General features: G+C 68.9%; 20 protein-coding genes and 4 tRNA genes. 11 read left to right on the top strand and 13 right to left on the bottom strand.

Annotation, left to right across the window (positions count from 1 at the left end; all coding sequences use genetic code 11):
• Nucleotides 1–58 precede the first annotated feature (58 nt).
• Both ACTJJP_RS02760 and pdxY read left to right on the top strand, forming a co-directional pair.
• Entirely contained in the window at nucleotides 59–1,399 is a 1,341-nt protein-coding gene (locus ACTJJP_RS02760) for an aminotransferase class I/II-fold pyridoxal phosphate-dependent enzyme (protein ID WP_440773503.1), read from the top strand.
• Entirely contained in the window at nucleotides 1,396–2,250 is an 855-nt protein-coding gene (gene pdxY / locus ACTJJP_RS02755) for a pyridoxal kinase PdxY (protein ID WP_440773502.1), read from the top strand. The genes ACTJJP_RS02760 and pdxY overlap by 4 nt, the downstream gene beginning before the upstream one ends.
• Before the next feature lie 103 nt (nucleotides 2,251–2,353).
• Here pdxY and ACTJJP_RS02750 read toward each other — a convergent pair whose 3' ends face one another.
• The 3 genes from ACTJJP_RS02750 to thrS form a co-directional block, all read right to left on the bottom strand.
• A complete protein-coding gene (locus ACTJJP_RS02750) occupies nucleotides 2,354–3,349 on the bottom strand; it encodes an RICIN domain-containing protein (protein WP_440773501.1) in 996 nt (331 codons plus the stop codon).
• Nucleotides 3,350–3,994: 645 nt separating this feature from the next.
• On the bottom strand, nucleotides 3,995–4,507 hold the full coding sequence (locus tag ACTJJP_RS02745; RefSeq protein WP_440773672.1) for an HIT family protein: 513 nt from the start codon (nucleotides 4,505–4,507) through the stop codon (nucleotides 3,995–3,997).
• Between the two features lie 107 nt (nucleotides 4,508–4,614).
• Nucleotides 4,615–6,600, bottom strand: a complete 1,986-nt coding sequence (thrS, locus tag ACTJJP_RS02740) for a threonine--tRNA ligase (RefSeq protein WP_440773500.1) — start codon at nucleotides 6,598–6,600, stop codon at nucleotides 4,615–4,617.
• Between the two features lie 82 nt (nucleotides 6,601–6,682).
• Between thrS and ACTJJP_RS02735 the strand changes: the two genes are divergently transcribed.
• Nucleotides 6,683–7,834 carry an SLC13 family permease gene (locus tag ACTJJP_RS02735; RefSeq protein WP_440773499.1) on the top strand — a complete coding sequence of 384 codons (1,152 nt, stop codon included), beginning with the start codon at nucleotides 6,683–6,685 and terminating at the stop codon, nucleotides 7,832–7,834.
• Between the two features lie 43 nt (nucleotides 7,835–7,877).
• On the opposite strand, the gene ACTJJP_RS02730 is transcribed toward ACTJJP_RS02735, so the two are convergent.
• The 6 genes from ACTJJP_RS02730 to ACTJJP_RS02705 form a co-directional block, all read right to left on the bottom strand.
• The gene (locus ACTJJP_RS02730; RefSeq protein WP_440773498.1) at nucleotides 7,878–8,270 is read right to left on the bottom strand and encodes a TIGR03618 family F420-dependent PPOX class oxidoreductase; all 393 of its coding nucleotides are present in this window, start codon (nucleotides 8,268–8,270) and stop codon (nucleotides 7,878–7,880) included.
• A 38-nt stretch (nucleotides 8,271–8,308) separates the two neighbouring features.
• Complete coding sequence (locus ACTJJP_RS02725) at nucleotides 8,309–8,692, bottom strand: DUF7882 family protein (protein WP_440773497.1); 384 nt, start codon at nucleotides 8,690–8,692, stop codon at nucleotides 8,309–8,311.
• A gap of 184 nt (nucleotides 8,693–8,876) precedes the next feature.
• Nucleotides 8,877–9,290, bottom strand: a complete 414-nt coding sequence (locus tag ACTJJP_RS02720; RefSeq protein ID WP_440773496.1) for a PPOX class F420-dependent oxidoreductase — start codon at nucleotides 9,288–9,290, stop codon at nucleotides 8,877–8,879.
• 777 nt (nucleotides 9,291–10,067) lie between these two features.
• Nucleotides 10,068–10,139: transfer RNA gene (locus tag ACTJJP_RS02715), tRNA-Val, on the bottom strand.
• 27 nt (nucleotides 10,140–10,166) lie between these two features.
• Nucleotides 10,167–10,237: transfer RNA gene (locus ACTJJP_RS02710), tRNA-Cys, on the bottom strand.
• A 65-nt stretch (nucleotides 10,238–10,302) separates the two neighbouring features.
• Nucleotides 10,303–10,375 (bottom strand) — tRNA-Gly (locus ACTJJP_RS02705).
• 152 nt (nucleotides 10,376–10,527) lie between these two features.
• Between ACTJJP_RS02705 and ACTJJP_RS02700 the strand changes: the two genes are divergently transcribed.
• Nucleotides 10,528–10,603 (top strand) — tRNA-Val (locus ACTJJP_RS02700).
• A gap of 314 nt (nucleotides 10,604–10,917) precedes the next feature.
• A complete protein-coding gene (locus tag ACTJJP_RS02695) occupies nucleotides 10,918–12,999 on the top strand; it encodes an acyltransferase family protein (RefSeq protein ID WP_440773495.1) in 2,082 nt (693 codons plus the stop codon).
• Nucleotides 13,000–13,012: 13 nt separating this feature from the next.
• Here ACTJJP_RS02695 and ACTJJP_RS02690 read toward each other — a convergent pair whose 3' ends face one another.
• The 3 genes from ACTJJP_RS02690 to zapE all read right to left on the bottom strand — a co-directional run bounded on the left by ACTJJP_RS02690 (nucleotide 13,013) and on the right by zapE (nucleotide 16,107).
• Nucleotides 13,013–13,558: a type II toxin-antitoxin system PemK/MazF family toxin gene (locus ACTJJP_RS02690; protein WP_440773494.1), complete on the bottom strand. Its 546-nt coding sequence runs from the start codon at nucleotides 13,556–13,558 to the stop codon at nucleotides 13,013–13,015.
• 72 nt (nucleotides 13,559–13,630) lie between these two features.
• Nucleotides 13,631–14,905: an ammonium transporter gene (locus ACTJJP_RS02685; protein ID WP_440773493.1), complete on the bottom strand. Its 1,275-nt coding sequence runs from the start codon at nucleotides 14,903–14,905 to the stop codon at nucleotides 13,631–13,633.
• A 164-nt stretch (nucleotides 14,906–15,069) separates the two neighbouring features.
• Nucleotides 15,070–16,107: a cell division protein ZapE gene (gene zapE / locus ACTJJP_RS02680; protein WP_440773492.1), complete on the bottom strand. Its 1,038-nt coding sequence runs from the start codon at nucleotides 16,105–16,107 to the stop codon at nucleotides 15,070–15,072.
• Between the two features lie 118 nt (nucleotides 16,108–16,225).
• On the opposite strand from zapE, the gene ACTJJP_RS02675 reads away from it, so the two are divergent.
• Complete coding sequence (locus tag ACTJJP_RS02675; protein WP_440773491.1) at nucleotides 16,226–17,128, top strand: sulfurtransferase; 903 nt, start codon at nucleotides 16,226–16,228, stop codon at nucleotides 17,126–17,128.
• 46 nt (nucleotides 17,129–17,174) lie between these two features.
• Entirely contained in the window at nucleotides 17,175–17,615 is a 441-nt protein-coding gene (locus ACTJJP_RS02670; protein WP_440773490.1) for a SufE family protein, read from the top strand.
• A 196-nt stretch (nucleotides 17,616–17,811) separates the two neighbouring features.
• Here ACTJJP_RS02670 and ACTJJP_RS02665 read toward each other — a convergent pair whose 3' ends face one another.
• Nucleotides 17,812–19,017, bottom strand: a complete 1,206-nt coding sequence (locus tag ACTJJP_RS02665) for an alpha/beta hydrolase family protein (RefSeq protein WP_440773489.1) — start codon at nucleotides 19,015–19,017, stop codon at nucleotides 17,812–17,814.
• Between the two features lie 25 nt (nucleotides 19,018–19,042).
• On the opposite strand from ACTJJP_RS02665, the gene ACTJJP_RS02660 reads away from it, so the two are divergent.
• The 4 genes from ACTJJP_RS02660 to ACTJJP_RS02645 all read left to right on the top strand — a co-directional run bounded on the left by ACTJJP_RS02660 (nucleotide 19,043) and on the right by ACTJJP_RS02645 (nucleotide 24,237).
• A complete protein-coding gene (locus ACTJJP_RS02660; protein ID WP_440773488.1) occupies nucleotides 19,043–19,633 on the top strand; it encodes a DUF3000 domain-containing protein in 591 nt (196 codons plus the stop codon).
• Nucleotides 19,626–20,822, top strand: a complete 1,197-nt coding sequence (locus ACTJJP_RS02655) for a ribonuclease D (protein ID WP_440773487.1) — start codon at nucleotides 19,626–19,628, stop codon at nucleotides 20,820–20,822. Before ACTJJP_RS02660 ends, ACTJJP_RS02655 begins: the two co-directional genes overlap by 8 nt.
• A 71-nt stretch (nucleotides 20,823–20,893) precedes the next feature.
• Nucleotides 20,894–22,102: a thiolase family protein gene (locus tag ACTJJP_RS02650; protein WP_440773486.1), complete on the top strand. Its 1,209-nt coding sequence runs from the start codon at nucleotides 20,894–20,896 to the stop codon at nucleotides 22,100–22,102.
• Nucleotides 22,099–24,237, top strand: a complete 2,139-nt coding sequence (locus tag ACTJJP_RS02645; protein WP_440773485.1) for a 3-hydroxyacyl-CoA dehydrogenase NAD-binding domain-containing protein — start codon at nucleotides 22,099–22,101, stop codon at nucleotides 24,235–24,237. The genes ACTJJP_RS02650 and ACTJJP_RS02645 overlap by 4 nt, the downstream gene beginning before the upstream one ends.
• Nucleotides 24,238–24,296: the final 59 nt, after the last annotated feature.

Here is a 24,296-nt window from a genome sequence, read left to right as displayed (position 1 = left end):
CTTAGGCCAAACCGTAGCATGACGCAGGACATAGGCTGATGGTGAGTCGAGGGGGCGTATGAGCATCGATCTGACCGGCAGTTCGGCATCCGGGATCGCCGCCGATCTGCGCACGCGGATCGAAAGAGGCGAGCTCGCCCCGGGCACGCTGTTGCCCTCGGTGCGCGCCGTCGCCGTCGATCTCGGCGTCAACCGCAACACCGTGGTGGCCGCGTATCGGCAGCTCGCGCAGGCGGGCCTCGTGGAGGCGCGCGGGCGCGGCGGTACGCGCGTAGCCGACCGCACCGCGGTCGCGCAGGAGGGTTACGCGCCCGACACCGTGCTGCGCGACGTCGGCACGGGCAACCCCGATCCCGCCCTCATCCCGGATCCGACCGCGGCCCTCGCCCGTTCGACCCGGCCCGTGCTCTACGGTGAGCCGGTCATCGATCCCGGCCTCGAAGCCTGGGCGCGCGAGTGGATGACCGATCAGCTTCCGCACGACGACGTGCGCATCACCGTCACCAGCGGCGCGAGCGACGCGATCGAGCGCCTTCTCTCCCAGGCGCTCCAGCGTGACGATGCGGTCGCTCTGGAAGATCCCTGCTTCCTCTCCGCCCTTCATACGGTGCGTACCGGCGGATACCGCGCCGTCCCCGTCGCGGTGGATGCCGAGGGCATGACCGTCGACGGTCTCCGCGCCGCGCTCGAAGCGGGGGTGCGGGCCGTGATCTGCACGCCGCGCGCGCACAACCCCACGGGCGCGAGCTTGAGCGTCGAGCGCGCGGCGACCCTGCGCGCCGTTCTCGAAGACCACCCCTATGTGCTCGTCATTGAAGACGACCACTTCTCACTCCTCTCGCGGGCGCCGCTGCACTCGGTCATCGGTCCCGCGCAGCGGCGGTGGGCGCGCATCCGATCGATGTCGAAGTTCCTGGGCCCCGACACGTGCCTCGCCGTCACGGCATCCGATCCCGACACCGCCGACGGTCTCGCGGTACGTCTGACTCCGGGCACCACCTGGGTGAGCCACATCCTGCAACGACTGACCCTCGCGCTGGTGACCGATGACGCGGTGCGCGGCGACATCGAGCGCGCCGCCGCGCACTACGCCTCCCGCAACGACGCGTTCGCCCGGGCGCTCACCGAGCGGGGTCTGCCCACGACCCCCGGTGACGGGCTCAACCTGTGGGTGCCGCTTCCCGTTCCAGCGGCGAGGGTGCGCGAGGAGCTCATGCGGCGGGGGTGGCTCGTGCGCGAGGGCGACCCGTTCTTCCTCTCCCCCGATCACGCGGGGGCCTTCCTCCGGCTCACCGTTCACGATCTCGACGATTCCTCGGCCGCGGCCCTCGCCGACGACATCGCCGTCGCCGCGGGCACGCGTCGTTCGGGCGTGCGAAGTGGAAGGATCGAGGCATGAAGGTTCTCTCGATCCAGTCCGCCGTCGCGTACGGACACGTCGGCAACTCCGCCGCGGTCTTCCCCCTCCAGCGCATCGGCGTCGAGGTCCTGCCCGTCTACACGGTCAACTTCTCCAATCACACCGGCTACGGCGCGTGGCGGGGTCCGCTCATCTCCCCCGACGACGTGGCGGCCGTCATCGCCGGTATCGAGGACCGCGGGGTGTTTCCGCAGATCGATGTGGTGCTCTCGGGCTACCAGGGCGGTGAGGGTATCGCCGATGTCATCATCGACACCGTCGCACGGGTGAAGAAGGCGAATCCGGATGCCGTCTACGCGTGCGATCCCGTCATGGGCAACGCCAAGTCGGGATGCTTCGTGGCCCCCGCCATCCCCGAGTTGCTCCGTGGGCGCGTGGTGCCCGTCGCCGACATCCTGACTCCGAACCAGTTCGAGCTGGGCTTCCTGACGGGAACCGAGCCCGGGAGCATCGACTCCACCCTGGAGTCCGCCGACGTGCTGCGAGGCCGCGGCCCGCAGACCATCCTCGTCACGAGCGTCGAGCGCCCCGACCGCGAGAGCGACACCATCGAGATGATGGTCGTCGACGACAACGGCGCCTGGATCGTGCAGACCCCGCTCATCCCGATGAAGGCCAACGGCTCGGGCGACGTCACCGCCGCGCTCTTCACCGCGCATTACCGCCGCAGCGGCGGCGATGCGGCCGACGCGCTCGCGCGCACGGCATCCAGTGTCTTCGATCTCCTCACGAACACGTACGAGTCGGGGTCGCGAGAGCTCCGTCTGATCGAATCGCAGGAGGCCTACGCCCACCCGCGCCTGCAGTTCGGCGTACGGCAGGTGCGCTGACCGGCCCCCTGCGCGCTCCGCGAGTCTTTCTGCTCGGGGCGACTCCGGGGCCGACCGCTCGCAGAACGGTCGGCCCCGCAGCCGTGATGCCGGATTCGAGGTGTCAGAGTCCGTCGTGGTGCATCGCCTGCACGAGACGCACGTGGCGGTCGAAGTTCAGCTCGGAGTACTCGTTCGAGTAATTCAGACCGTAGGGCCACATGTGGCTCCCCCCGCCATTGATCCGCGCCTCGGGGCCGTCCCACGTGCGCAGTAGCGGCACCGCGGCCGGCCAGTCCTGCGCGTCGACCTTGCTCTGGAAGTTCCAGGCGGTGCCCACACCAACGGTGTGTGCGATCTCGTGCAGGGCGGTGCCCTCCTGCATGAAGCCGCGGTTGGCGCCGAAGCGGATGTTGCCGTAGATGGTGGCATCCGCGGTCTGCACGCCCGGGTCGTACGAGACCCAGAGCTGACGCTGGGTGTTGTTGAACTTGTTGTAGCGGGCGAGGGCGCGGTCCATCGCGTCGGTGATGCGTGCGTAGGCGTCGATCTCATCGGCGGACGGGTTCGACGACCTGGCCAGCGTGTAGGTCATCTTCGACACGTTCGGGTCGGTGAGCCGCCAGCGCTGAACGCTCGAGCCGTTGCAGGTCTGCTGCGAAAGCAGACCACCGTCGACCGGCGAGGCGACGCTCTGCAGGCAGAGGTTGTTGTGCCTGTTGCGGATCTCGGTCCAGCCGCCGCCCGCGTCGGCCAACTGCCACTGCTGCACGTTGTTCCGAGAGCACGTCCACTGACGCACCTCGGATCCGGGTGCGGTGGCGAAGTTGAAGTTGTCGAGGCAGAGGTTGCTGTATCGGTTCTTGATTTCGGCGTAACCGTTGCCGAGGTCGGTGACCGCCCATAGCTGGTTCTGCCCCTCGAGGCACGTCCACTGACGCACCTCCGCGCCGGGTTGGGTGTTGAAGGCGTAGTCGTCCATGCAGAGGGTGTTCTGCTGGTTGCGGATCTCCTGATTGGAGCCTGTACCGACCGGCGCGGCGGCCGCGGCGGGTGTGGCCACGCCGAGGGTCGTGAGGCCGATGACGAGGGATGCGAAGACGACGGCGAGCGCTTTCACCTTCGTGCCTCGCGTCGTGGGGGATTTCGTCGGGGACGTCGTCGTCCGTGACATGGTGTGCCATTCGGATCGTCGGACCACCGGCGCGGTGATCCGAGGGTGTTTCGACGCTCGTCGGACGGCCGGGCGAGGCGGCGTCGGACAAGCGGGGCGCCTCCACCCCGCGCCACAGGAACGCAGGGGTCGCCGATCTCATCGGGTGACGATATCGCCGGGGGGACGCGATCATCGCGAAGCAGGAACGTCCATGTTCACGCTAACACTTCGCTTATCGGCCACCCTGTCCCATCGGATACGGCGCTGTCAAGGTCAATGTGGACGCGGGTCAGAAAGTCTTTTCCGACGACGTCCTCGGTGCGCATCGTGCGCGGGGTGCGCTCGTCTCAGTCGCCGTACGGGTCTGCGGAGCCCGCGTCCCGTCCCCGCCGATCGCTCCCAACTTTTCTCCGCCCTCCAGCGGTGTTTCGCCTTCACGGTCCTCGCTAACGCCCAGAGGGTCCGGCGACGTCGCACACCCCGCGGTCGCGAAGAGCACGCCGATGAGAGCGGCGACGGGAAGCGCGGTGCGGGCGGTTCGCGGCTCCCTCGTCGCACGCGGTGGAGGAGCGCCGGCCGCGAGTCACGCTTCCCGGTTCGCGTGGCGGCTCAGGCGCCCCACGCCTCGGCGACGGTACGGCGGACGTCGCCGAGTAGTTGGGGCAGAGCTTTGGTCTTGGCGATGATCGGGAAGAAGTTGGCGTCCGACGCCCAGCGCGGGACGATGTGCTGGTGCAGGTGCGCGTCGACTCCGGCGCCGGCGATCGCCCCCTGGTTCATGCCCAGGTTGAACCCGTCGCAGCGCGACACCGCGCGCAGCACGCGCATGCCGCGCTGCGTCAACGCGCCGATCTCCGCGACCTCTTCGTCGGTCGCCTGGTCGTAGGTGGCGATGTGACGGTAGGGGCAGACGAGCAGGTGCCCGGAGTTGTAGGGGAAGAGGTTGAGCAGGACGTAGGCCGTGGTGCCGCGCGCGACGACCAGGCCGTCTTCGTCGGACATGTCCGGGGCCGCGCAGAACGGGCAGTTCTTCTCCATCGGCTCGCGCCCGGCCGAGATGTACGCCATCCGATGCGGAGTCCACAGGCGCTGGAACTCGTCCGGCACCCCCGGAAGGGTCATGGCATCGACGAGCTCGGCATCCGTGGTGGGGGCGTCGACCGGAGCCTCGCCCGCCGCTGAGTCGTTCGCGGGAACGGACGGCGTCGCAGCGGCGGGCGGGTCGCTCGTCACGCCAGTTCCTCGGCCGTGTTCACCAGCGTGCGGGTGGAGATCGCGCCGGTGATTCGGGACACCGCCTCGTCGACGGGGATGCCGTTGAGCTGAGTGCCGTCGCGGAAGCGGAACGAAACCGTGCCGTTCGAGCGGTCCTGCTCACCGGCGATCAGCATGAGCGGGACCTTCTGCGTGGTGTGCGTGCGGATCTTCTTCTGCATGCGATCGTCGCTGTGGTCGGCCTCGGCGCGGACGCCCCTGCTCTTGAGATCGGCGACGATTCCGTGGAGGTAGTCGCCGTACTCCGCAGCGACCGGCACGGCCACGACCTGCACGGGCGCCAGCCACACCGGGAAGGCGCCGGCGTAGTGCTCGAGCAGGATCGCGAAGAAGCGCTCGACCGAGCCGAAGAGGGCACGGTGGATCATCACGGGGCGGTGCTTCTCGCCGTCGGGCCCGGTGTACTCGAGCTCGAAGCGCTCGGGCTGGTTGAAATCGAGCTGGATGGTCGACATCTGCCACGTGCGGCCGATGGCATCCCGAGCCTGCACCGAGATCTTGGGGCCGTAGAACGCCGCGCCACCCGGGTCGGGTACGAGCTCGAGGCCCGAGGCCTCGGCGACCTCGCGCAGCGTGTCGGTCGCCTCGGTCCACAGCGCGTCGTCGCCGATGAACTTCGGGTTCCCCTCCTCCTTCGTCGAGAGCTCGAGATAGAAGTCGTTCAGGCCGTAGTCGCGCAGCGTCTGCAGCACGAAGTCGAGGCTGTGGGTGAGCTCGCCCTTGACCTGGTCGGCCGTGACGTAGATGTGGGTGTCGTCCTGGGTCATGCCGCGCACGCGCGTGAGGCCGGCGAGGGTTCCGCTCTTCTCGTAGCGGTAGACCGACCCGAACTCGCTCAGGCGCAGCGGCAGCTCACGATAGCTGCGTCCGCGCGAGCGGAAGATCAGGTTGTGGAAGGGGCAGTTCATGGGCTTCAGGTAGTACTCCTGGCCCTCGCGCGACACGTGCCCGTCGGCATCCACGACCTCGTCGAGCACCATCGGGGGGTACATGCCGTCGGCGTACCACTGGAGGTGACCGCTGGTCATGAACAGGTCGCCCTTGGTGATGTGCGGGGTGTTCACGACCTCGTAGCCGCTGGCCAGCAGGCGTTCGCGCATGTAACGCTCGATCTCGTAGCGGATGATGCCGCCCTTGGGGTGGAACACACTGAGCCCCGGACCGATCTCGTCGGGGAACGAGAAGAGGTCGAGCTCTTTGCCGAGCTTGCGGTGATCGCGCTTCGCGGCCTCTTCCAGACGGTGCTGATAGGCGCGCAGTTCGTCCTTGGTCGGCCACGCGGTGCCGTAGATGCGCTGCAGCTGGGGGTTCTTCTCGCTGCCGCGCCAGTAGGCGCCCGCGATGCGGGTGAGGTCCCACCCGTTGCCGATCAGGCGCGTTCCGGGCACGTGCGGCCCACGGCAGAGGTCTTTCCACGCGGTCTCGCCGTCGCGGGTGACGTTGTCGTAGATGGTCAGCTCTCCGGCTCCGACCTCGACGGATGCACCCTCGGCGGCCTCGGCGGACCCGCCCTTGAGGCCGATCAGCTCCAGCTTGAAGGGCTCATCGGCGAGCTCGGCGCGGGCCTCGTCGTCGGTGACGACGCGACGCACGAACCGCTGGTTCTCGCGGACGATGCGCTCCATCTCCTTCTTGATGACCTTGAGGTCGTCGGGGGTGAAGGGTTCGGAGACCTGGAAGTCGTAGTAGAAGCCGTCGGTGACGGGCGGACCGATGCCGAGGTTGGCCTGGGGCTTGACCCGCTGCACGGCCTGGGCGAGCACGTGGCCGGTCGAGTGCCGCAGGATCGAGAGACCGTCGGCACTGTCGATCGTGACCGGTTCTACGGCGTCGTCGGCCGTCACTGTCGTGGCCAGGTCTTTCAGCTCTCCGTTCACGCGCAGCGCGACGACCGAACGGTCGGGGAAGAGGGCGAAGCCATCGGCGGGGAAATCAGTCACAGCACATCTCCTGAAGGGGTCGATTCCAGGCTACCGGGCGGGCATGGTCTCGACCGCACCGGACGTGCCCCATAGTGGAGCGGTGACTCTGGCCATCATCGGCGGCGTGCTCTGGATCCTCGGGATCGTCGCGCTGCTCACCGGCGCCCTCCCCACGGGCGATGCCCTCGCCGTCGCCGACCGGGTGTGGCCGATCCTCCTCTTCGTGGTCGCCGTCACCGTGGTCGCCGAGCTGGCGTCGAAAGCGGGCTTGTTCGACGTGGTCGCGGCGCGGCTCGCCCGGATCGCTCGGGGCCGCACGGTCTGGCTGTGGGTGCTCGTGGTGGCGCTGGCGACGGCGGCGACGGCGTTCCTCTCACTGGACACCACCGCGGTTCTGCTCACGCCGGTCGTGATCTCGATGGCGGTGGCACGGAAGCTCGACCCTCTGCCCTTCGCATTCGTCACGGTGGTGCTGGCGAACACCGCCTCGCTCGTGCTGCCGGTGTCGAATCTCACCAACCTCTTGGCGTCCGAGGCCCTCGGCGGCGGACACGACCCGATCGCGTTCCTCGCCCTGCTGGGTCCCTCGGCGTTGATCGCGATCGCGGTCTCGGTCGTGGTGCTGACGCTGGTCTTCCTGCGCCGGCTCCCCAAGACGTACCCGGATGCTGCCCCTCCCACCGTCTCCGACCCGCTGCTCCTGCGGGTCGCGGGTGTCGTGACGCTCGCGCTCCTCCCCCTGCTCGTGGTCGGTCTCGAACCGTGGATGCCGGCACTCGGCGCCGCGGTCGTGCTCGTGGTGGCTTTCGCGTGGCGGGCGCCGCGGGCCCTCGGCATCCGTCTGATCCCGTGGTCCCTGCTGGTGTTCGCAGGGGGCCTGTTCCTCGCCGTCGGAGCGCTGGAGGCACTGGGCATCGGGCAGGTGACGTCCGTGCTCGCCGGGACGGGCGACGACCTGGTCTCCCTGTGGCAGCTCGCCGGGGTGGGCGCTCTTGCGGCGAACGGGATCAACAACCTTCCGGCCTACCTCGCGCTGGAGTCGGTGGCGGGCTCGCCCGCCCGTCTCGCGGCCTTACTCGTCGGCGTGAACGCCGGCCCCATCGTCACGCCGTGGGCGTCGCTGGCCACACTGCTGTGGCACGAGCGCCTCGTGGCGGCCGGGGTCGAGGTGCGATGGAGCCGCTTCATCGTGCTCGGCGCCGTGATCGCGCCGTTGATCGTGCTGCTGGGCGTGCTGCCGCTCGGGCGGTGACCTGGCGTGCCCCGGTCTCCATCGACCGCCCTAGCGCGGCCGCTCAATCCTCGTACGCGCGCGCCCAGGCCTTCCGAGGTTCGATGAGCCACACAGCGAGACCCTCGCGCATTTCGTACGGAGCGCCCGTGTACACGGCGGCGATGCGATCGACATAGGGCAGTGCGTCGGCGCCCTCGATGCGCTCGATCGCTACTCCGCGAACGAAGGCCATCGCGTAGGGATTCTCGGCACCGGTCACCGAGATCGCGACACGCGGGTCACGGCGGATGTTGCGATCCTTCAGGGCGTCCACCTCGGTGAAGATCGCGAGCCTGTCCCCCTCGACGCCCACCCAGAGGGGGACCGAATGCGGGGATCCGTCGCGCATCACCGTCGCGAGGTGCGCGATGGCATCGGTCTCGAAATACGGCTTGGCCTGCATCCAATCGCTCACACCCGACACAACCAGGGGCGCCGCGATGCATTCCCCGATCAGGGCACGGAGGGCGCCGGTGCCTGGTCGTTCGGCACCTCGCGGAACACCATCTCTTCGCGTCGCTGACTCTCGCGCGGAGCGACGTCGTCGGGCTCCGGGATGACGTACAAGCCGCGGCCCGAATTCGCGTTGTAGGTCAGGGCGTGGAGCCAGGCAGGACTCAACTGCGGTGACCGGCTGCCGTGGTACTTGAACACCAGCGAGACGTGGGGATGGATGTAGACGGTGGTCCGTCCGCCGCCGGTGCTGATCTCGTCTTTCCACGTGAAGGGAAAGCTCTCTCCGCGACGGACCTTGGCCATGATCACGGCCTGTAGATGAGCGAGCAGCCGGTCCTCGAAATCGACCTTGATGTCGCCGTCGTAGATGAACTTGCCCACGGTGCCCCCCCAACGAGGTCGTCGTCGCCGCCCGCGACTCGAGCGAGCGGAGGGCACGGAACCCGGGGACGACGACCGCTGATTCGTCTTAAGACTGTCTCGCGCGACCGCGGCGCTCGCAAACCCCCGCGCGGGCTCTATCGCATTCCGGACAGCGCTCATCGCGTCGGCACGCGCGCGGTCGTCAGGCGGAGCGGGAGATGCGGATGATGACGCGGTCGCCGGGCTTGCGCTGCACGCGACGCACCAGCGACTCGAACCCGAGGATGGCCCGATACTGCAGTCCGTACTTGCGGCGCAGTGCGCTGTCGGCCCGTTCGTCGTCGGTGGCGGGACCCGTGATCCGGCCTCTGGCCTCGACCGTGATGGCGTCCGGTTCGACCGCGCCCATCCGGCTGCAGGGGCGGAGGGTCACCCGACCGTCGTTTCGCAGGCGCTTCACCTTGCCCGTCGTTCGCTCGCTGGTGACCACGAGTTCATCTCCGTCGCGCGCGATCCACACCGGCACGGCCACCAGCGCGCCGTTGCGGCGATAGGTGCCGAGAGAGACGAACGGGGATGCCGCGATCTCACGCCACAGGGTGTCGGGAACAGTCATGGCATTCAGGCTACTGGCCGTATTCGGCCGGATCGCCGGCGAGGGGAGGATCGATGCGGGTCTCCCCCGCGAACTGAGGGCGGCGAACCTCAAGATGAGCACAAGGAAGGCGCAAGGGTCGACGGCGCGTCCGCACCAGGCCCCGCTGCTGCCCTATTTTCGAGGTGTCCCCGCCGCTCGGTAGACCCCACACCCGTTCCAGCTGCGGCGGGGACGATCAGTTTGCAGCCCGACACGACGCGGTGGCGGCAAGCTCAACATCTTCTGAGGACCCGATCAAGATGGGCGATTTCGTGTCCCCCATTTGGCGGACATGGGATAGCTTTTATCTGTCCCCGCCGCCAGGCACTCCGCAGCCCCCCTTACTGGCGGCGGGGGCGACACTCTCCCGCAGGCCGTGCGTCGCGGTGATCGAGTGGCGTTCCCCCTCAGGGCAGGAATTGCCAGCCGCGGTCGTGGCGCGACTCTCGCCAGGGCCGACGACGTGACGGCTGTCACGCGCCGAGGCGGAGTGTCCCGAGACCCCGCGTTCCGAGCCGCTCGAGACCTGGCGATGGCGCATTCTCCCGCCCCGCGCGCGGCGCTCTGCACGCATGCTCGAGAACCGTCACCGCCGACCGCCGCATCACGAGTGCTCGAAACCCCGCCACGGCGAGCTGCCTGAGTCGACGCCCGAGCTGAGGCGCCCTGTGGCTCGGTCGGCGTGCGTGACGTCAGTGGACGGCCAGAAGGTCGGCGAAACCAAAAAACCCCCGGCGAACCGGGGGTTTTTATCGGTGCGCGATACTGGGATCGAACCAGTGACCTCTTCCGTGTCAGGGAAGCGCGCTACCGCTGCGCCAATCGCGCCTGTACAGGCTGTTCTCTTATGAGTTGAGGTGGCGACGGGATTCGAACCCGTGTAAACGGCTTTGCAGGCCGGTGCCTAGCCGCTCGGCCACGCCACCGTGTGTGGTTCGACCCACGTGTCGTGATGCCCCGCTGGTTTCCCAGACGGAGATCCCTCCACTCGAGCGGATGACGAGACTCGAACTCGCGACCCCAACCTTGGCAAGGTTGTGCGCTACCAACTGCGCTACATCCGCATTTCGTTCCCGGCGTTTCCCCCGGGCACTCGTAAGACATTACCCGATCTCCGCGTCCGCGCAAAACCAGACGCGGCCCGGGAGTGTCTCGACGGTATGGTCTGAAGCACCTCCCGGCATCCGGTACGATCGATGAGTCCCGCACGGGATGCGGGCGATTGGCGCAGTTGGTAGCGCGCTTCCTTCACACGGAAGAGGTCATCAGTTCGAGTCTGGTATCGCCCACCACAGAGAGCTCCCGGTTCGCCGGGGGCTCTCGTCGTTTCGCTACCCGACCCGCAGCTTGCGGGTGACCTCGAGCAACTCGGCGTCGATCCGCGTCGAGACCGTCAGATCATGGGTGAGGCTGAGGGTGAATCGGGCGGCCGTGCCGGGCAAGCGCTCAGCATGGCGGCGAGATCCCTCACGCGGCCCTGAGGGCTGAGGATGGTGCTCTGTCGCGGCGTCGGGCACCACTCCCCCGCCGCACGATCGTGATTCAACAGACTCGGACTGATCGACGGCCATCTGGACGGGTGCGCGTCGCTCCTTAGGCTGCGCGGGTGCCTGCCCTCGTGTCCGACGCCGACGCTCGCGTCGCCGCTCCCGCTCACAGCTTCCTCCCCCACGTGCAGGGTCTGCGCGCGGTCGCCGTCCTGGCCGTCGTGGTCTTCCACGTCTGGCCCGGTGCGCTGCCCGGCGGGTTCGCCGGAGTCGACGTCTTCTTCGTCATCTCGGGGCTGCTGATCACTTCGCACCTCGCCCGCGAGATCGAGACGACCGGAACCGTCAGGCTCGCCGCATTCTGGGCGAGACGGGCTCGCCGGCTCCTGCCCGCCGCCCTCGTCGTCCTCGCCTTCTGCGCGGTCGTGATCGCGACACCCTGGTTCGTCCCCGTCTCCGAAGCACCGTCACGACTGAAGGAGATCGTGGCGTCGATCTTCTACGTCGAGAACTGGTACCTCGTCGCAACGTCCGCGAACTACCTCGGCCACTCGGGAGATCCGTCGCTCTCACAGCACTACTGGTCGCTCTCGGTCGAGGAGCAGTTCTACGTGGTCTGGCCGCTTCTGCTGATCGGCGCGGTGGTCCTGGCGCGTCGCGTCGCACGCGCTCGTGGGCGGATGCTCATCGTCACGGTGGGGCTGACGACCGCCCTCAGCTTCGTCGGATGCGTGTGGTTCACCGCCGTGAGTCCCGCTGCCGCGTACTTCACGACGTTCACGCGCGTCTGGGAATTCGGCGTGGGCGCACTGCTCGCGCTGCTCCCGGCCCTGCGCGTGCGTTCCCGCATCTTCCGTGTCGTCCTGGGGTGGGTGGGACTCGGCGTGCTCCTCGCGTCGTTCTACCTGCTGAACGGCACGCTCCGCTTCCCGGGATACCTCGCCCTCGTCCCGGTCATCGCGACGGCGATGGTGATCATGGCCGGCCCCGAGCGCCGGCCATGGGCCGCCACGGCGGTGATCACGCTCCCACCGTTCTCGTTCCTGGGCTCCGTGTCGTACAGTCTCTACCTCTGGCACTGGCCCCTTCTGCTCACGGCTCCCTCGCTGCCGTTCTGGACGGGCGACCTGTTGCAACGTCTGCTGCTGCTGGTGGTGTGCGTCGGCATGGCGTGGGCGACCCGGCGCTGGGTCGAGGAGCCGATGCGGGCGCTCCCCGTCCTCGTGCACAGGCCGGCGGGCCGCACGCTGTGGCTCACCGCGGCCGCCATGGCGGTCGCGGTCGTCGTCACCGCCGGAGCGGGGCTGGCGGTGCTCCCGCGCTACCAGCAGGCGCGCGCCGAGATCAGCGCCGCCCACGCTGCTCCCGCGCCGTGCTCCGCCGCCGCGGCGATCAAAGACCCGGCCTGCGCGTCGGCCCGTTTCGACTCCTTCACGCCGTCTCCTGCAGCGGCGGGGATGGACGGACCATCGGACCGGACCTGCCTGGTGTCGTACGACGAGAGTGAGGCGCGCCCTTGCTCTTTCGGGTCCGCGGATGCTGCTGCGCCTGAGATCATCCTGATCGGCGACAGCCACGCGTTCCAATACGTCGACGTTCTGGCGAACATCGCCGAGAAGCGGGGATGGCGGTTGACCGCCCTGCTGAAGGGTGGATGTCCGTGGAGCTCGACGCCGCTCGCCGATGACGGCCCGTTCGGCAGAGCGTGTTCGGTGTGGCGTGCGGAGGTGGACGGCATCCTCGCGACGAAGGCACCCGCCCTCGTCGTCACCTCCGCCTTCGGAGGGACCTCCTACGCCGTGGAGGGGCATCCTTCCGAGGCGGATGCCGCGGAGCAGGGGTTCCGATCGGCGTGGGCTCCCCTCGTCGCTCGGGGCATTCCCTTGCTCGCCATTGCGGACAACCCGTCGGTGCAGGCGAATCCCAACGTCTGTCTCCTGAACCGGCCGGTGGCGGCGTGCCTCGTCGACCGCCGCGCCGCACTGCCGGCGGTGGACGCGTTCGTCGCCGCGGCCGCGGGGTCGGAGACCGTGCACATCGTGGATTTCAGCGACGTGTACTGCGACGACCGGACGTGCTCTCCCGTCGTGGGAGGGGTAGACGTCTATCGCGACCCCGACCACCTCACGGCGACCTTCGCGGCATCCCTCGAGCCGTGGCTGGCCGAGGCCGCCGATGCCGCGGTCGCCGCCGGGAGATGAAGCGAAAGCTTCCTCAGCTCCGGGCCCATCCGTAGCGTGCCGCCAGGGCCGCGGCAACGGTGTCGAATCTCTTGCGGTCCAGGGCCGCCGCCTCGCGGCGCATGCCCGCGTCGTGCACGAGATAGACCTGCTCGACGTCGACCCACGAGGGGCGTCTCTGCGGGTCCCACTCCCCCGTGCCGAGCGCGAGGTATTGCCGGTCGCCGTCGTGCGGCTTGCTGGTCAGGCGCACGGCGTAGGAGCGGGTGGCATCCGCTCTCCCGATGACGAGCACGGGGCGGTCCTTGCCGCGCCCGTCGCGCTCCTCGTACGGCACCCAGGTCCAGACGATCTCGCCGCCGTCGGGAGCGTTGTCCCGTCGGGGGGCGTACGCCAATGTCAGCCGTCGCGGTGGGTCGATCTCGACCGTCTCGCTCCCCCGCGGTGCCACGGGGCGTTCCGAGGCCCTTCCCGGCGCGGGCCGGGCGGATGTCGGCCGGGTCGCCGCGGGACGCGCCTGCGGGGCGGACGGGCGCAGCAGGCCCAGCACGGCGGAGATCAGACGTGAGGCGGTTCCCATACCGCCCACCCTAGACACGAAGAACGGGGCGTCACCGACGAATCGGTGACGCCCCGTTCGGGGTGAAGCGGATCAGCCGCGGGTGTCGGAGAGCACGTAGCCCTCTTCGCCGTGCACGACGGTGTCGATGCCGGCGATCTCGTCCTCGTTCTTCACGCGGAAGCCGATCGTCTTGTCGACCGCGAAGCCGATGATGAAGGCGAGCACGAACGAGTAGATCAGCACCGTGAAGGCGGCGATGGCCTGCACGAGCAGCTGGTTGAGCGAGCCGCTGTAGATCAGGCCCGAGCCGTTGGCGAAGAAGCCGAGGTACAGCGTTCCGATGAGACCACCCACGAGGTGGATGCCGACCACGTCGAGCGAGTCGTCGAAGCCGAGCTTGAACTTCAGTTCGATCGCGAGGGCGCACACCGCGCCCGCGACCAGGCCGAGGACGATAGCCCAGAACGGCGTGAGCGAGGCGCACGCGGGGGTGATGGCGACGAGACCGGCGACGGCACCCGAGGCGGCACCCACCGAGGTGGGCTTGCCGTCCTTGACCTTCTCGACGATCAACCAGGCGAGCAGAGCGGCTGCGGGAGCGGCGATCGTGTTCACGAACGCGAGGGCGGCGGTGTTGTCGGCGGCGAGCTCGGAACCCGCGTTGAAGCCGAACCAGCCGAACCACAGCAGGCCGGCGCCGAGGAGCACGAACGGCGGGTTGTGGGGGACGTGAGCACCCTTCTGGAAGCCGACGCGCTTGCCGAGCACCAGGGCGAGGGCGAGGGCCGCGGCACCGGCGTTGATGTGGACCGCGGTACCACCGGCGAAGTCGATCGCGCCGACGCCGAACACGTCCTGCAGACCGTGGGTGATCCATCCGCCGTACGCGAACGAGCCGTCCTCGGCGAGGCCGAAGTTGAAGACCCAGCTGGCGACCGGGAAGTAGACGACCGTGGCCCAGATGGCGGCGAAGACCATCCACGCGCCGAACTTGGCACGGTCGGCGATGGCGCCCGAGACCAGGGCGACGGTGATGATGGCGAAGGTCGCCTGGAAGGCGACGAACGCGAGCGGCGGGTAGGCCGCACCCTCGGGGGCTTCGAGCACGCCGGCGAGGCTGAAGTTCGTGAAGTCGATCGCCCACGGCACCTGAGTGGTGCCCTCAGCCGTGGTGGGGAAGGCGATGGAGTACCCGTAGAGCACCCACAGCACGCCCATGAGCCCCATGGCGCCGAAGCTCATCATCATCATGCTGATGACGCTCTTGGCCTTGACGAGACCGCCGTAGAAGAACGCGAGTCCTGGCGTCATGAGCAGCACGAGTGCCGCTGCTATCAGGATGAATGCGGTGTTGCCTTGATCCATCTCGGAGGGAACCTCTCTGCAGGGACGCAGGTAAAGCGTCGGGTCCCCTCAGTGTTCCCACTCCCGGTTACCGTCGTCGTTCGCCTCGTGTTTCGAGCACGTTACAGTGAGCTCACTCCGGTAAACACTGCGTTTCGCGCACCTTCAGGCCACTGATGAGTAGCTCACGAATGCGTGAGCGCGACCATGCGCGACACCGCGCGGAGGTACTTCTTTCGGTACCCGCCGCCCAGCATCTCCTCGCTGAACACGCTGCTCAGCGGTGCGCCAGTGGCACGGATCGGGATCTGCGCGTCATAGGCCCGGTCGACGAACGCGACCAGGCGCAATGCCGCCGACTGGTCGTGCAGCACCTGCACGTCACGCAGGCCGATCGTGGTGACGCCGTCGATGAGGCGGATGAAGCGCGAGGGGTGCACGCGCGCGAGGTGAGCCACGAGCTCCGAGAAGGCGTCATCGGATGCCACTCCCCCGGCGGAGGCGGCATCCACCGCCTGTCGGTATTCGTCGTCACCGAGCACGCGGGCCGCGCCGTCGATGGCGCGCTGGCGGTAGTCCGTCCCGTCGATGCGGATGGTGCGGAAGCTGTCGGACATCGACTGGATCTCGCGGAGGAAGTCCTGAGCGGCGAACCGCCCCTCGCCCAGCGCGTTGGGCGGGGTGTTCGACGTGGCGGCGAGCCGTGTTCCGGATGCCACCAGCTCCCCCAGCAGACGGGTCATCACCATCGTGTCGCCCGGGTCGTCGAGCTCGAACTCGTCGATGCAGAGCAGGTCGGAGCCGCGGAACAGCTCGACGGCCTTCGCGTATCCGAGAACGCCGACCAGCGCCGTGTACTCGATGAAGGAACCGAAGTACTTCCGGCGGGCGGGCATCGCGTGGTAGATCGAGGCGAGCAGGTGGGTCTTTCCCACGCCGAAGCCCCCGTCGAGGTACACGCCCGGTTTGACCGGGGGCGTCTTCTCGGCCCGCCGGAAGAACCCGCCCTTCTTCGCCGGCGCCGCCTGCCTCCCCGCGAACGCCTGCAGCAGTTCCTTGGCCTCCTGCTGCGAGGGATATGCGGCATCCGCCCGGTACGACTCGAAGGTCGCGCCGTCGAACTGCGGAGGGGGCACGAGAGCATCGACCATCTCGGCCCCTGAGACGGCCGGCTCGCGCTCGGTGAGGTGGATGAGCCCAGTCGTTGCGGGAGTCGAGGTCATGGCCGTCCTGTGTCCAAGTCTTACGGGAGGGTGCGTGCCCCGACACGGCGGATCTAGGGTCGAAGGTGCGGTGTCCAGCCTATGCCGCCGCACCCATCGCCCCGACCGAGGAGACCCCGTGACCGTCGAGTTCGACACCACCTCGCCCAAGTTCGCCGACTACGCCGAGCCCGGCCGTCTCGTCACCGGTGAATGGCTGCAGGAGCGCCTCGGCCAGCCGGGTCTCGTCGTGGTCGAATCCGACGAAGACGTGCTGCTCTACGAGACGGGCCACATTCCCGGAGCCGTGAAGGTGGACTGGCACACGGAGCTGAACGACCCGGTCGTCCGCGACTACGTCGACGGCGAGGGCTTCGCCCAGCTGCTGAGTCGAAAGGGCATCTCGCGCGACGACACCGTCGTCATCTACGGCGACAAGAACAACTGGTGGGCCGCGTACGCGCTGTGGGTGTTCTCGCTGTTCGGCCACGACGACGTGCGCCTGCTCGACGGGGGACGCGACAAGTGGATCGCCGAAGGGCGCCCGATCACGACCGACAAGACGGTGGTCGAGCCCACGGAGTACCCGGTCGTCGAGCGCGACGACTCCGTCATCCGCGCCTACAAAGACGATGTGCTCCACCACCTCGGCAATCCGCTCATCGACGTCCGCTCGCCGGAGGAGTACTCGGGTGAGCGCACGACGGCTCCCGCCTACCCCGAAGAGGGGGCGCTGCGCGCCGGACACATCCCGAGCGCCCAGAGCGTTCCCTGGGGCAAGGCCGTGGCCGAAGACGGCGGATTCAAGTCGCGTGCGGAACTGGATGCCATCTACCGCGACGGTGCGGGGCTGAAGGACGGTGACAAGGTCGTGGCCTACTGCCGCATCGGCGAGCGGTCCAGTCACACGTGGTTCGTCCTCCGGCACCTCCTCGGGTTCGACGACGTGCGCAACTACGACGGCTCCTGGACCGAGTGGGGCAGCGCGGTGCGCGTGCCGATCGTGTCGGGCACGGAGCCCGGCGACGTCCCCGGACGCTGATGCCTCCGAGGAGCCGGCGCGCGACGGGCGTGGGAGGATGACGGAGATGTCCGCCAACGCCCTCCCCGCCCGCCTCGCCGAGATCCGCGACGAGTTCCTCGAACTCGAAGAGCCCGATCGGCTGCAGTTGCTGCTGGAGTTCTCCCAGGAGCTGCCCGAAGTGCCGGTGGAGTACGCCGACCATCCCGAGTTGCGCGAACGGGTCGTCGAGTGCCAGTCGCCGGTCTACATCATCGTCACGGTGGACACGGACGACACCGTTGCGATGCACGCGACGGCGCCCGCCGAGGCGCCGACCACGCGTGGTTTCGCGAGCATCCTCGCGCAGGGGCTCACGGGGCTCAGCGCCGACGAGGTGCTCGCCGTGCCCGACGACTTCCCGCAGAGCATCGGGCTCACGCGCGCCGTGAGCCCGCTGCGCATCGCCGGGATGACGGGCATGCTCATGCGCGTGAAGCGCCAGGTCGGCGCGAGACGCGCCGCCTGACCACCGCCGGGGCCTACCCGGGGTTCGAGTATCCGCCAATTGGCGTCCAGGCGCGGATTCGGGTCGGTTGTCGCCGCTTGGGGCGGGAATGCTCCGCCCCGCGACGCGCAATCCGCCCCGAATCACAGAGACCCGTGCGCCACCGCGGGGAGCGCACGGTTGATGCGGCGATGGTCGCGGAGTGCCGGCATCCGGGTCAGTCGCGTGCGAGGCCCCGTGCGCGCACCCAGTCCGCGATGGCGGTGACCCAGCGGGTCTCGTCGTAGTTCCAGAGCTTCGTATGACGCGCCACGTGGAAGGTCTCCATCGTGACGAGGTCGGGGCGGGCGGCGGCCAGGGCGTGCGAGGCGTCGGAGGGGACGAATCCGTCGTCGTCGCTGTGGAGCACGAGGATCGGATGCCGCAACTCCCCCGCGCGCGCGACACCGTCGAGACGGTCGAGCGGGATGGCCTCGCCACTACCGAGGACGGCCGCGCCCCAGTTCGAGGCGAGGGCGCTCTGGGCGACGGATATCACGGGCGCGGGCAACCGCAGGAGACGCCCGTGGAAGCGCAGCACTGTGCGCCAGTCGACGACCGGGGATTCGAGCACGAGGCCTACGATGACGTCGGCATGGGGCGACTCGAGCGCCACCTGCAGGGCCAGTGCACCGCCCATCGACCACCCCATGACGACGACGTGCCGGGCGCCCTGACGGCGTGCGTAGCCGATGGCGGCGTCGAGATCGCGCCACTCGGTGGCTCCGAGCGCGTAGGTACCCGATGCGCTCCGCGGCGCCTCGCCGTCGTTGCGGTACGACACGAGGAGGCTCGTGATGCCCAGGTCGTGGAAGACGGGGACCGCGCGCAGCGCCTCGGCCTTCGTCGTCCCGCGGCCGTGCACCTGGATCACCCAGACGTCCGTCGCTGTCGAAGCGGGGAACTCCCAGGCGGGGCAGGGTCCGACACCCGTGTCGATGTCGACGGCGCGGAACAGGCGGTGCACCTGCTCCGGGCGGTCGTAGTACCAGCCGCTGAAAGCGGCTTCGGGTGCGAGGTCGCCGTCGGCTGCGACGTGCGTGAGCAGCTTGCGCGTCACCGTCGTGTCGTCTTCGCCGACGATGGAGCCGAGGCGCACATAGTCGACCGAACCGACGGTGAAAAGGCCGTATCGACCCGGCAGGGCCGTGTCGGGCGTGCGCGCGAGGGTGATGGTCTGCGCAGCGGAATCGACGCGCACGATGCGTGTGTCGGGCTGCCGGCCCGCGGGGTGCACCACGGTGCGGGCGACGCGGAGCGATACCGCGCCGACGACGGCGGCCGAAGCGGCGACGGTCAGGCTCAGAGCTGACAGGGCGACCCGGATGCCGGTCGCTCCACGTTGCGTTGCGCGCGGACCTGCGGCGCGCCTGGGAGCGTTCATCGAGGCCTCACTCTAGTCTGTGGCCGTGAGTGACCAGCGCGCGGCGGAGGCCGCCAGCCCCTTCGCGCGGGCAGCCGAAGAGGTGCGCGCCACCACCTTCCGCGAAGACCTGGTCGTTCGCGAGATCCCGTCGCCGGCCGGGCTCGCGCCGTTCTCGCTGGCGGTGGCCGGTGACGTGCGACCCGAGAAGCACGCCACGGATTCGCCCTTCGGTACGGGCCGTTTCATCTTGCTGCACGATCCCGAGGAACCGGAGCCGTGGGGTGGGGCCTGGCGCATCGTGTGCTTCGCGCAGGCTCCCCTCGAACCCGAGATCGGGGTCGATCCCCTGCTGGCGGAGGTGGCCTGGTCGTGGCTCATCGACGCTCTCGACTCCCGCGGGGCGGAGCGGCATTCCGAGTCGGGCACGGCCACCAAGACCCTCTCCACCGGCTTCGGTGCCCTCGCGTCGCAGGGCGAGGGGTCGCAGATCGAACTTCGCGCGTCATGGTCGCCGCGCGGTCCCTTCCGCCCGCACCTCGAGGCGTGGGCGGAGCTCGTGTGCATGCTCGCCGGCCTCCCCCCGGGGTCGGAGGGTGTCGCCGTTCTCGGAGCCCGGAGGCCCACGCGTGGTTGAGTACATCGTCATCGAGGATGCCGCGGGGCTCAGCTCCGCGTGCGAGGCACTGGCGCAGGGCCATGGTCCCGTCGCGGTGGACGTCGAACGGGCGTCGGGGTTCCGCTACTCGCAGCGGGCGTACCTCATCCAGGTGTTCCGCCGCGGAGCGGGCGTCTTCCTCTTCGACCCGTCGACCATCGAGGACTTCGCGCCGCTGCAGTCGGCGATCGGCGACACCGAGTGGGTGTTCCACGCGGCGAGCCAGGATCTCCCCTCTCTGCGCGAGCGCGGTCTCGAGCCGCCATCCATCTTCGACACCGAGCTGGGCTCTCGCGTGCTCGGCCACGAGCGCGTGGGCCTCGGCGCAGTCGTCGAGCAGACGTTGGGGATCACCCTGGCCAAGGCGCACTCGGCCGCGGACTGGTCGACGCGTCCGCTGCCGGCATCCTGGCTCGAGTACGCCGCCCTCGACGTGGAGCATCTCATCGACGTACGCGACGTGCTCGTCGCCGAGCTCGAAGAGCAACAGAAGACGGAGTTCGCCCGCCAGGAGTTCCAAGCGGTGCTCGAGCGCCTCCCCAAACCCGTGCGCGACGACCCCTGGCGGCGTCTCAGTGGTCTGCACGCGGTGCGCGGGCGCCGTGCCCTCGCCGTCGCGCGTTCGCTCTGGCAGGCCCGTGAGGACTATGCGCGTGAGCAGGACGTCGCGCCGGGTCGCCTCGTACCCGACCGCGCGCTCGTGGCGGCCATCCTGGCCGACCCGGCGAGCAAGCAGGCGTTGGCCGGCGTGAAGGAGTTCAACGGGCGGGCCAGTCGCACGCAGCTCGATCGGTGGTGGAATGCCATCGTGGCCGGCCGCGAGGCGACGGAACTTCCCGCCGACCGTGTTCCGAGCGACACTCTGCCGCCTCCGCGGGCGTGGGTCGACCGCAATCCTGAGGCCGATCGGAGGTTGAAGGCCGCACGGCCCGCCGTCGAGGCGCGCGCGGAGGAACTGCGGATGCCGACCGAGAACCTGCTCACGCCCGAGACGCTGCGCCGCGTGGCGTGGGCTCCTCCGGCCGAGATGACAGCCGACTCGATCGGCGCCGCCCTCGCCGACCTGGGCGCGCGCCCCTGGCAGATTGACCAGACCGCACAGGTGATCGCGGATAGCTTTGTAGCTTCCCTCAATGTGGAAGACGACGTCCCCGCTACCGATTCGTAGGTTCGGACAACCGATTCTCGGGCGCGAAACCGCCTTTCTAGGCTGGGACCATCCCAAACACTGGAGGCAGAGTGGCCGAGATGACGGACGTCTTCTTCGTCGACGGAATGCGCACCCCTTTCGGGCGCGCAGGCGAGAAGGGCATGTACTGGAACACCCGCGCCGACGACCTCGTGGTCAAGGCGATCATCGGGTTGATGGAGCGCAACGGCGACGTGCCGAAGGACCGGATCGACGACGTGGCGATCGCCGCGACGTCGCAGACCGGTGATCAGGGCCTGACGCTGGGCCGCACGGCGGCGATCCTGGCGGGTCTGCCGATGACCGTGCCGGGCCTGGCGATCGAGCGCATGTGCGCCGGCGCCATGACGAGCGTGACCACGATGGGTGCCTCGATCGGCGTCGGCATGTACGACCTCGCCCTCGCAGGCGGTGTCGAGCACATGGGACGCCACCCCATCGGCGGCAACGTCGACCCCAACCCGCGCTTCGTCGCCGAGAAGCTGGTCGACCCGGGCGCGCTGAACATGGGCGTCACCGCCGAGCGCATCCACGACCGCTTCCCCCACCTGACCAAGGAGCGCGCCGACCGCTTCGGCGCGGCCAGCCAGCACAAGGTGCAGGCCGCGTACGACGCGGGCAAGATCCAGCCCGACCTGGTGCCCGTCGCGGTGAAGGATGCCGACGGCGCGTGGGGCCTCGCGACCGAGGACGAGGGTCGCCGTCCCGAGACCACCGTCGAGGGTCTCGCGACGCTCAAGACGCCGTTCCGTCCGCACGGCCGCGTCACCGCCGGTACGTCGTCGCCCCTCACGGACGGTGCGACCATCAGTCTGCTCGCCGGAGCCGACGCGGTGAAGGAGTTCGGCCTCGCTCCCAAGATGCGGATGGTCTCGTTCGCCTTCGCGGGCGTCGAACCCGAGATCATGGGCATCGGCCCGATCCCCTCGACCGAGAAGGCCCTGAAGAAGGCCGGTCTCACGATCGACGACATCGGCCTGTTCGAGCTGAACGAGGCATTCGCCATCCAGGTGATCTCGCTGCTCGACCACTTCGGCATCGCCGACGACGACCCGCGCGTGAACCCCTGGGGCGGCGCGATCGCCCTCGGCCACCCGCTCGCGGCATCCGGAGTCCGCCTGATGATCCAGCTCGCAGCGCATTTCGCCGAGCGTCCCGACGTGCGCTACGGCCTCACCGCCATGTGCGTGGGCCTCGGCCAGGGCGGCTCGGTCATCTGGGAGAACCCGTTCTTCGACGGAAAGAAGAAGCGCAAGTGACCGACTACACCTCGATCGACTTCAGCCCGCTCGACGCCCTCACCGGCGACGAGGTGGTGACCCACTCCCCCGTCCGCGACGTGCGTCTGCCCTCGGGCAACGTCCTCGCGCTGATCACGCTCGACAACGCGCGTGATCACACGCGTCCCAACACGCTGGGCCCGGCGACCCTCGCCGAGCTCGGGCGCACGCTCGAGACGCTGAAGGAGCGTGCCGCGAAGGGCGAGATCCACGCGGTCGCGATCACCGGCAAGCAGTACATCCTCGCCGCCGGCGCCGACCTGTCCGACGTCGCGAAGCTGCCCTCGAAGGACGTCGCCCGCCTCATCGCGCAGCGCGGTCACCAGGTCATCGGATCGCTCTCGGAGCTCGGTGTGCCCTCCTTCGCGTTCGTCAACGGGCTCGCGCTCGGCGGCGGTCTCGAGATCGCGCTGAACTCGACCTACCGCACGGTCGACGCCTCGGCCGCGGCCGTCGCGCTGCCCGAGGTGTTCCTCGGCATCATTCCCGGCTGGGGCGGCGCCTACCTGCTGCCGAATCTCATCGGCATCGAGAACGCCCTCGAGGTCGTCATCTCGAACCCGCTCAAGCAGAACCGCATGCTCAAGCCGCAGCAGGCCTTCGACCTCGGGATCATGGATGCCATCTTCCCGGCGGCGTCCTACCTCGAGGACTCGCTGCGCTGGGCCGACGGCGTGCTCACCGGTCGGGTCCGCGTCGAGCGGAAGAACGAGCCGGGCAAGCTCGAACGGCTGACCAAGTGGCCCATCGCGATCAGGATGGCCCGCGGCATGCTCGAGTCCAAGATCGGCACCGTGCCCCGCTCCCCCTACGTCGCACTCGACCTGCTCGACAAGGCCAAGAGCGGTACGAAGGCCGAGGGCTTCGCGCGCGAGGACGAGGCCCTGGCCGACCTCATCACGGGCGATCAGTTCGCGGCATCCATGTACGCCTTCGACCTCGTGCAGAAGCGCGCCAAGCGTCCGGTCGGGGCCCCCGACAAGGCGCTCGCGAAGAAGGTCACCAAGGTCGGCGTGATCGGTGCCGGCCTGATGGCGTCGCAGTTCGCTCTGCTGTTCGTGCGGAAGCTGCGCGTGCCCGTGATCATCACCGACCTCGATCAGGGCCGCGTCGACAAGGGCGTGGCATTCATCCGCGAGGAGATCGGCAAGCTCGAGGCGAAAGGGCGCCTGGACGGCGACACCGCCAACGAGCTGCGCGCCCTCGTGCACGGAACGACGGACCGCGGCGAGTTCGCCGACTGCGACTTCGTCATCGAGGCCGTGTTCGAAGAGGTGGGCGTCAAGCAGGAGGTCTTCTCCGCCATCGAGAAGATCGTCGCCGACGACGCGATCCTCGCCACCAACACCTCGTCGCTCTCGGTCGCCGAGATCGGTTCGGTGCTGCAGAACCCCGAGCGCCTGGTGGGCTTCCACTTCTTCAACCCCGTCGCGGTCATGCCGCTGATCGAGGTCGTGAAGACGGATGCCACCTCCGACGCGGCGCTGTCGACGGCCTTCGTGGTCGCGAAGGGTCTCGGCAAGAACGCCGTGCTCACCGCCGACGCCCCCGGATTCGTCGTCAACCGCCTCCTGGCCAAAGTCATGGGAGAGGCCGCGCGCGCGGTGTACGAAGGAACGCCGATCACGGTCGTCGAGAAGGCGTTCGCGCCCCTCGGGCTGCCGATGGGGCCGTTCCAGTTGATCGACCTCGTTGGCTGGAAGGTCGCCGCCCACGTGCAGGACACGATGGCGCACGCGTTCCCCGAGCGGTTCTTCTCGTCGGAGAACTTCCACGAGCTCGCAGCTCTCCCCGAGGTCGTCGAGAAGGACAAGGGCGGTCGGGTGACCGGCTGGACCAAGGCCGCTCAGAAGGTGCTCGTCATCGGCAAGACCCCTGTCGCGCCCGAGACGATCCTCGCCCGCGTGCAGGACGGCCTGGCCCAGGAGATCGAGATCATGCTCGACGAGGGTGTGGTGCCCGAGGTGCAGGACATCGACCTGTGCCTCATCCTCGGCGCCGGGTGGCCCTTCATCGACGGTGGGGCCTCGCCCTACCTCGACCGCGAGGGAGCCTCGGAGCGCGCCTTCGGCGACACGTTCCACCACCCGCCCATCCGCGGTATCGGGGCCTGAGCCCTCGCATACGACGACGGCGCCGTCCCCTGAGGGGCGGCGCCGTCGTCGTTCGTGAA

Source organism: Microbacterium sp. 22296, assembly GCF_052045385.1.
Taxonomy (GTDB): domain Bacteria; phylum Actinomycetota; class Actinomycetes; order Actinomycetales; family Microbacteriaceae; genus Microbacterium.
Note: the sequence above shows the minus strand (reverse complement) of the source record. Positions and strands in the feature narration are given on the sequence as shown.

Excerpts from the sequence above, each read along its gene's own strand:
- ACTJJP_RS02760 (WP_440773503.1), top strand. The coding sequence starts at position 59 with ATGAGCATCGATCTGACCGGCAGTTCGGCATCCGGGATCGCCGCCGAT.
- pdxY (WP_440773502.1), top strand. The coding sequence starts at position 1,396 with ATGAAGGTTCTCTCGATCCAGTCCGCCGTCGCGTACGGACACGTCGGC.
- ACTJJP_RS02745 (WP_440773672.1), bottom strand. The coding sequence starts at position 4,507 with ATGACCCTTCCGGGGGTGCCGGACGAGTTCCAGCGCCTGTGGACTCCG.
- ACTJJP_RS02720 (WP_440773496.1), bottom strand. The coding sequence starts at position 9,290 with ATGACTGTTCCCGACACCCTGTGGCGTGAGATCGCGGCATCCCCGTTC.
- ACTJJP_RS02690 (WP_440773494.1), bottom strand. The coding sequence starts at position 13,558 with ATGGGAACCGCCTCACGTCTGATCTCCGCCGTGCTGGGCCTGCTGCGC.
- ACTJJP_RS02685 (WP_440773493.1), bottom strand. The coding sequence starts at position 14,905 with ATGGATCAAGGCAACACCGCATTCATCCTGATAGCAGCGGCACTCGTG.
- zapE (WP_440773492.1), bottom strand. The coding sequence starts at position 16,107 with ATGACCTCGACTCCCGCAACGACTGGGCTCATCCACCTCACCGAGCGC.
- ACTJJP_RS02670 (WP_440773490.1), top strand. The coding sequence starts at position 17,175 with ATGTCCGCCAACGCCCTCCCCGCCCGCCTCGCCGAGATCCGCGACGAG.
- ACTJJP_RS02665 (WP_440773489.1), bottom strand. The coding sequence starts at position 19,017 with ATGAACGCTCCCAGGCGCGCCGCAGGTCCGCGCGCAACGCAACGTGGA.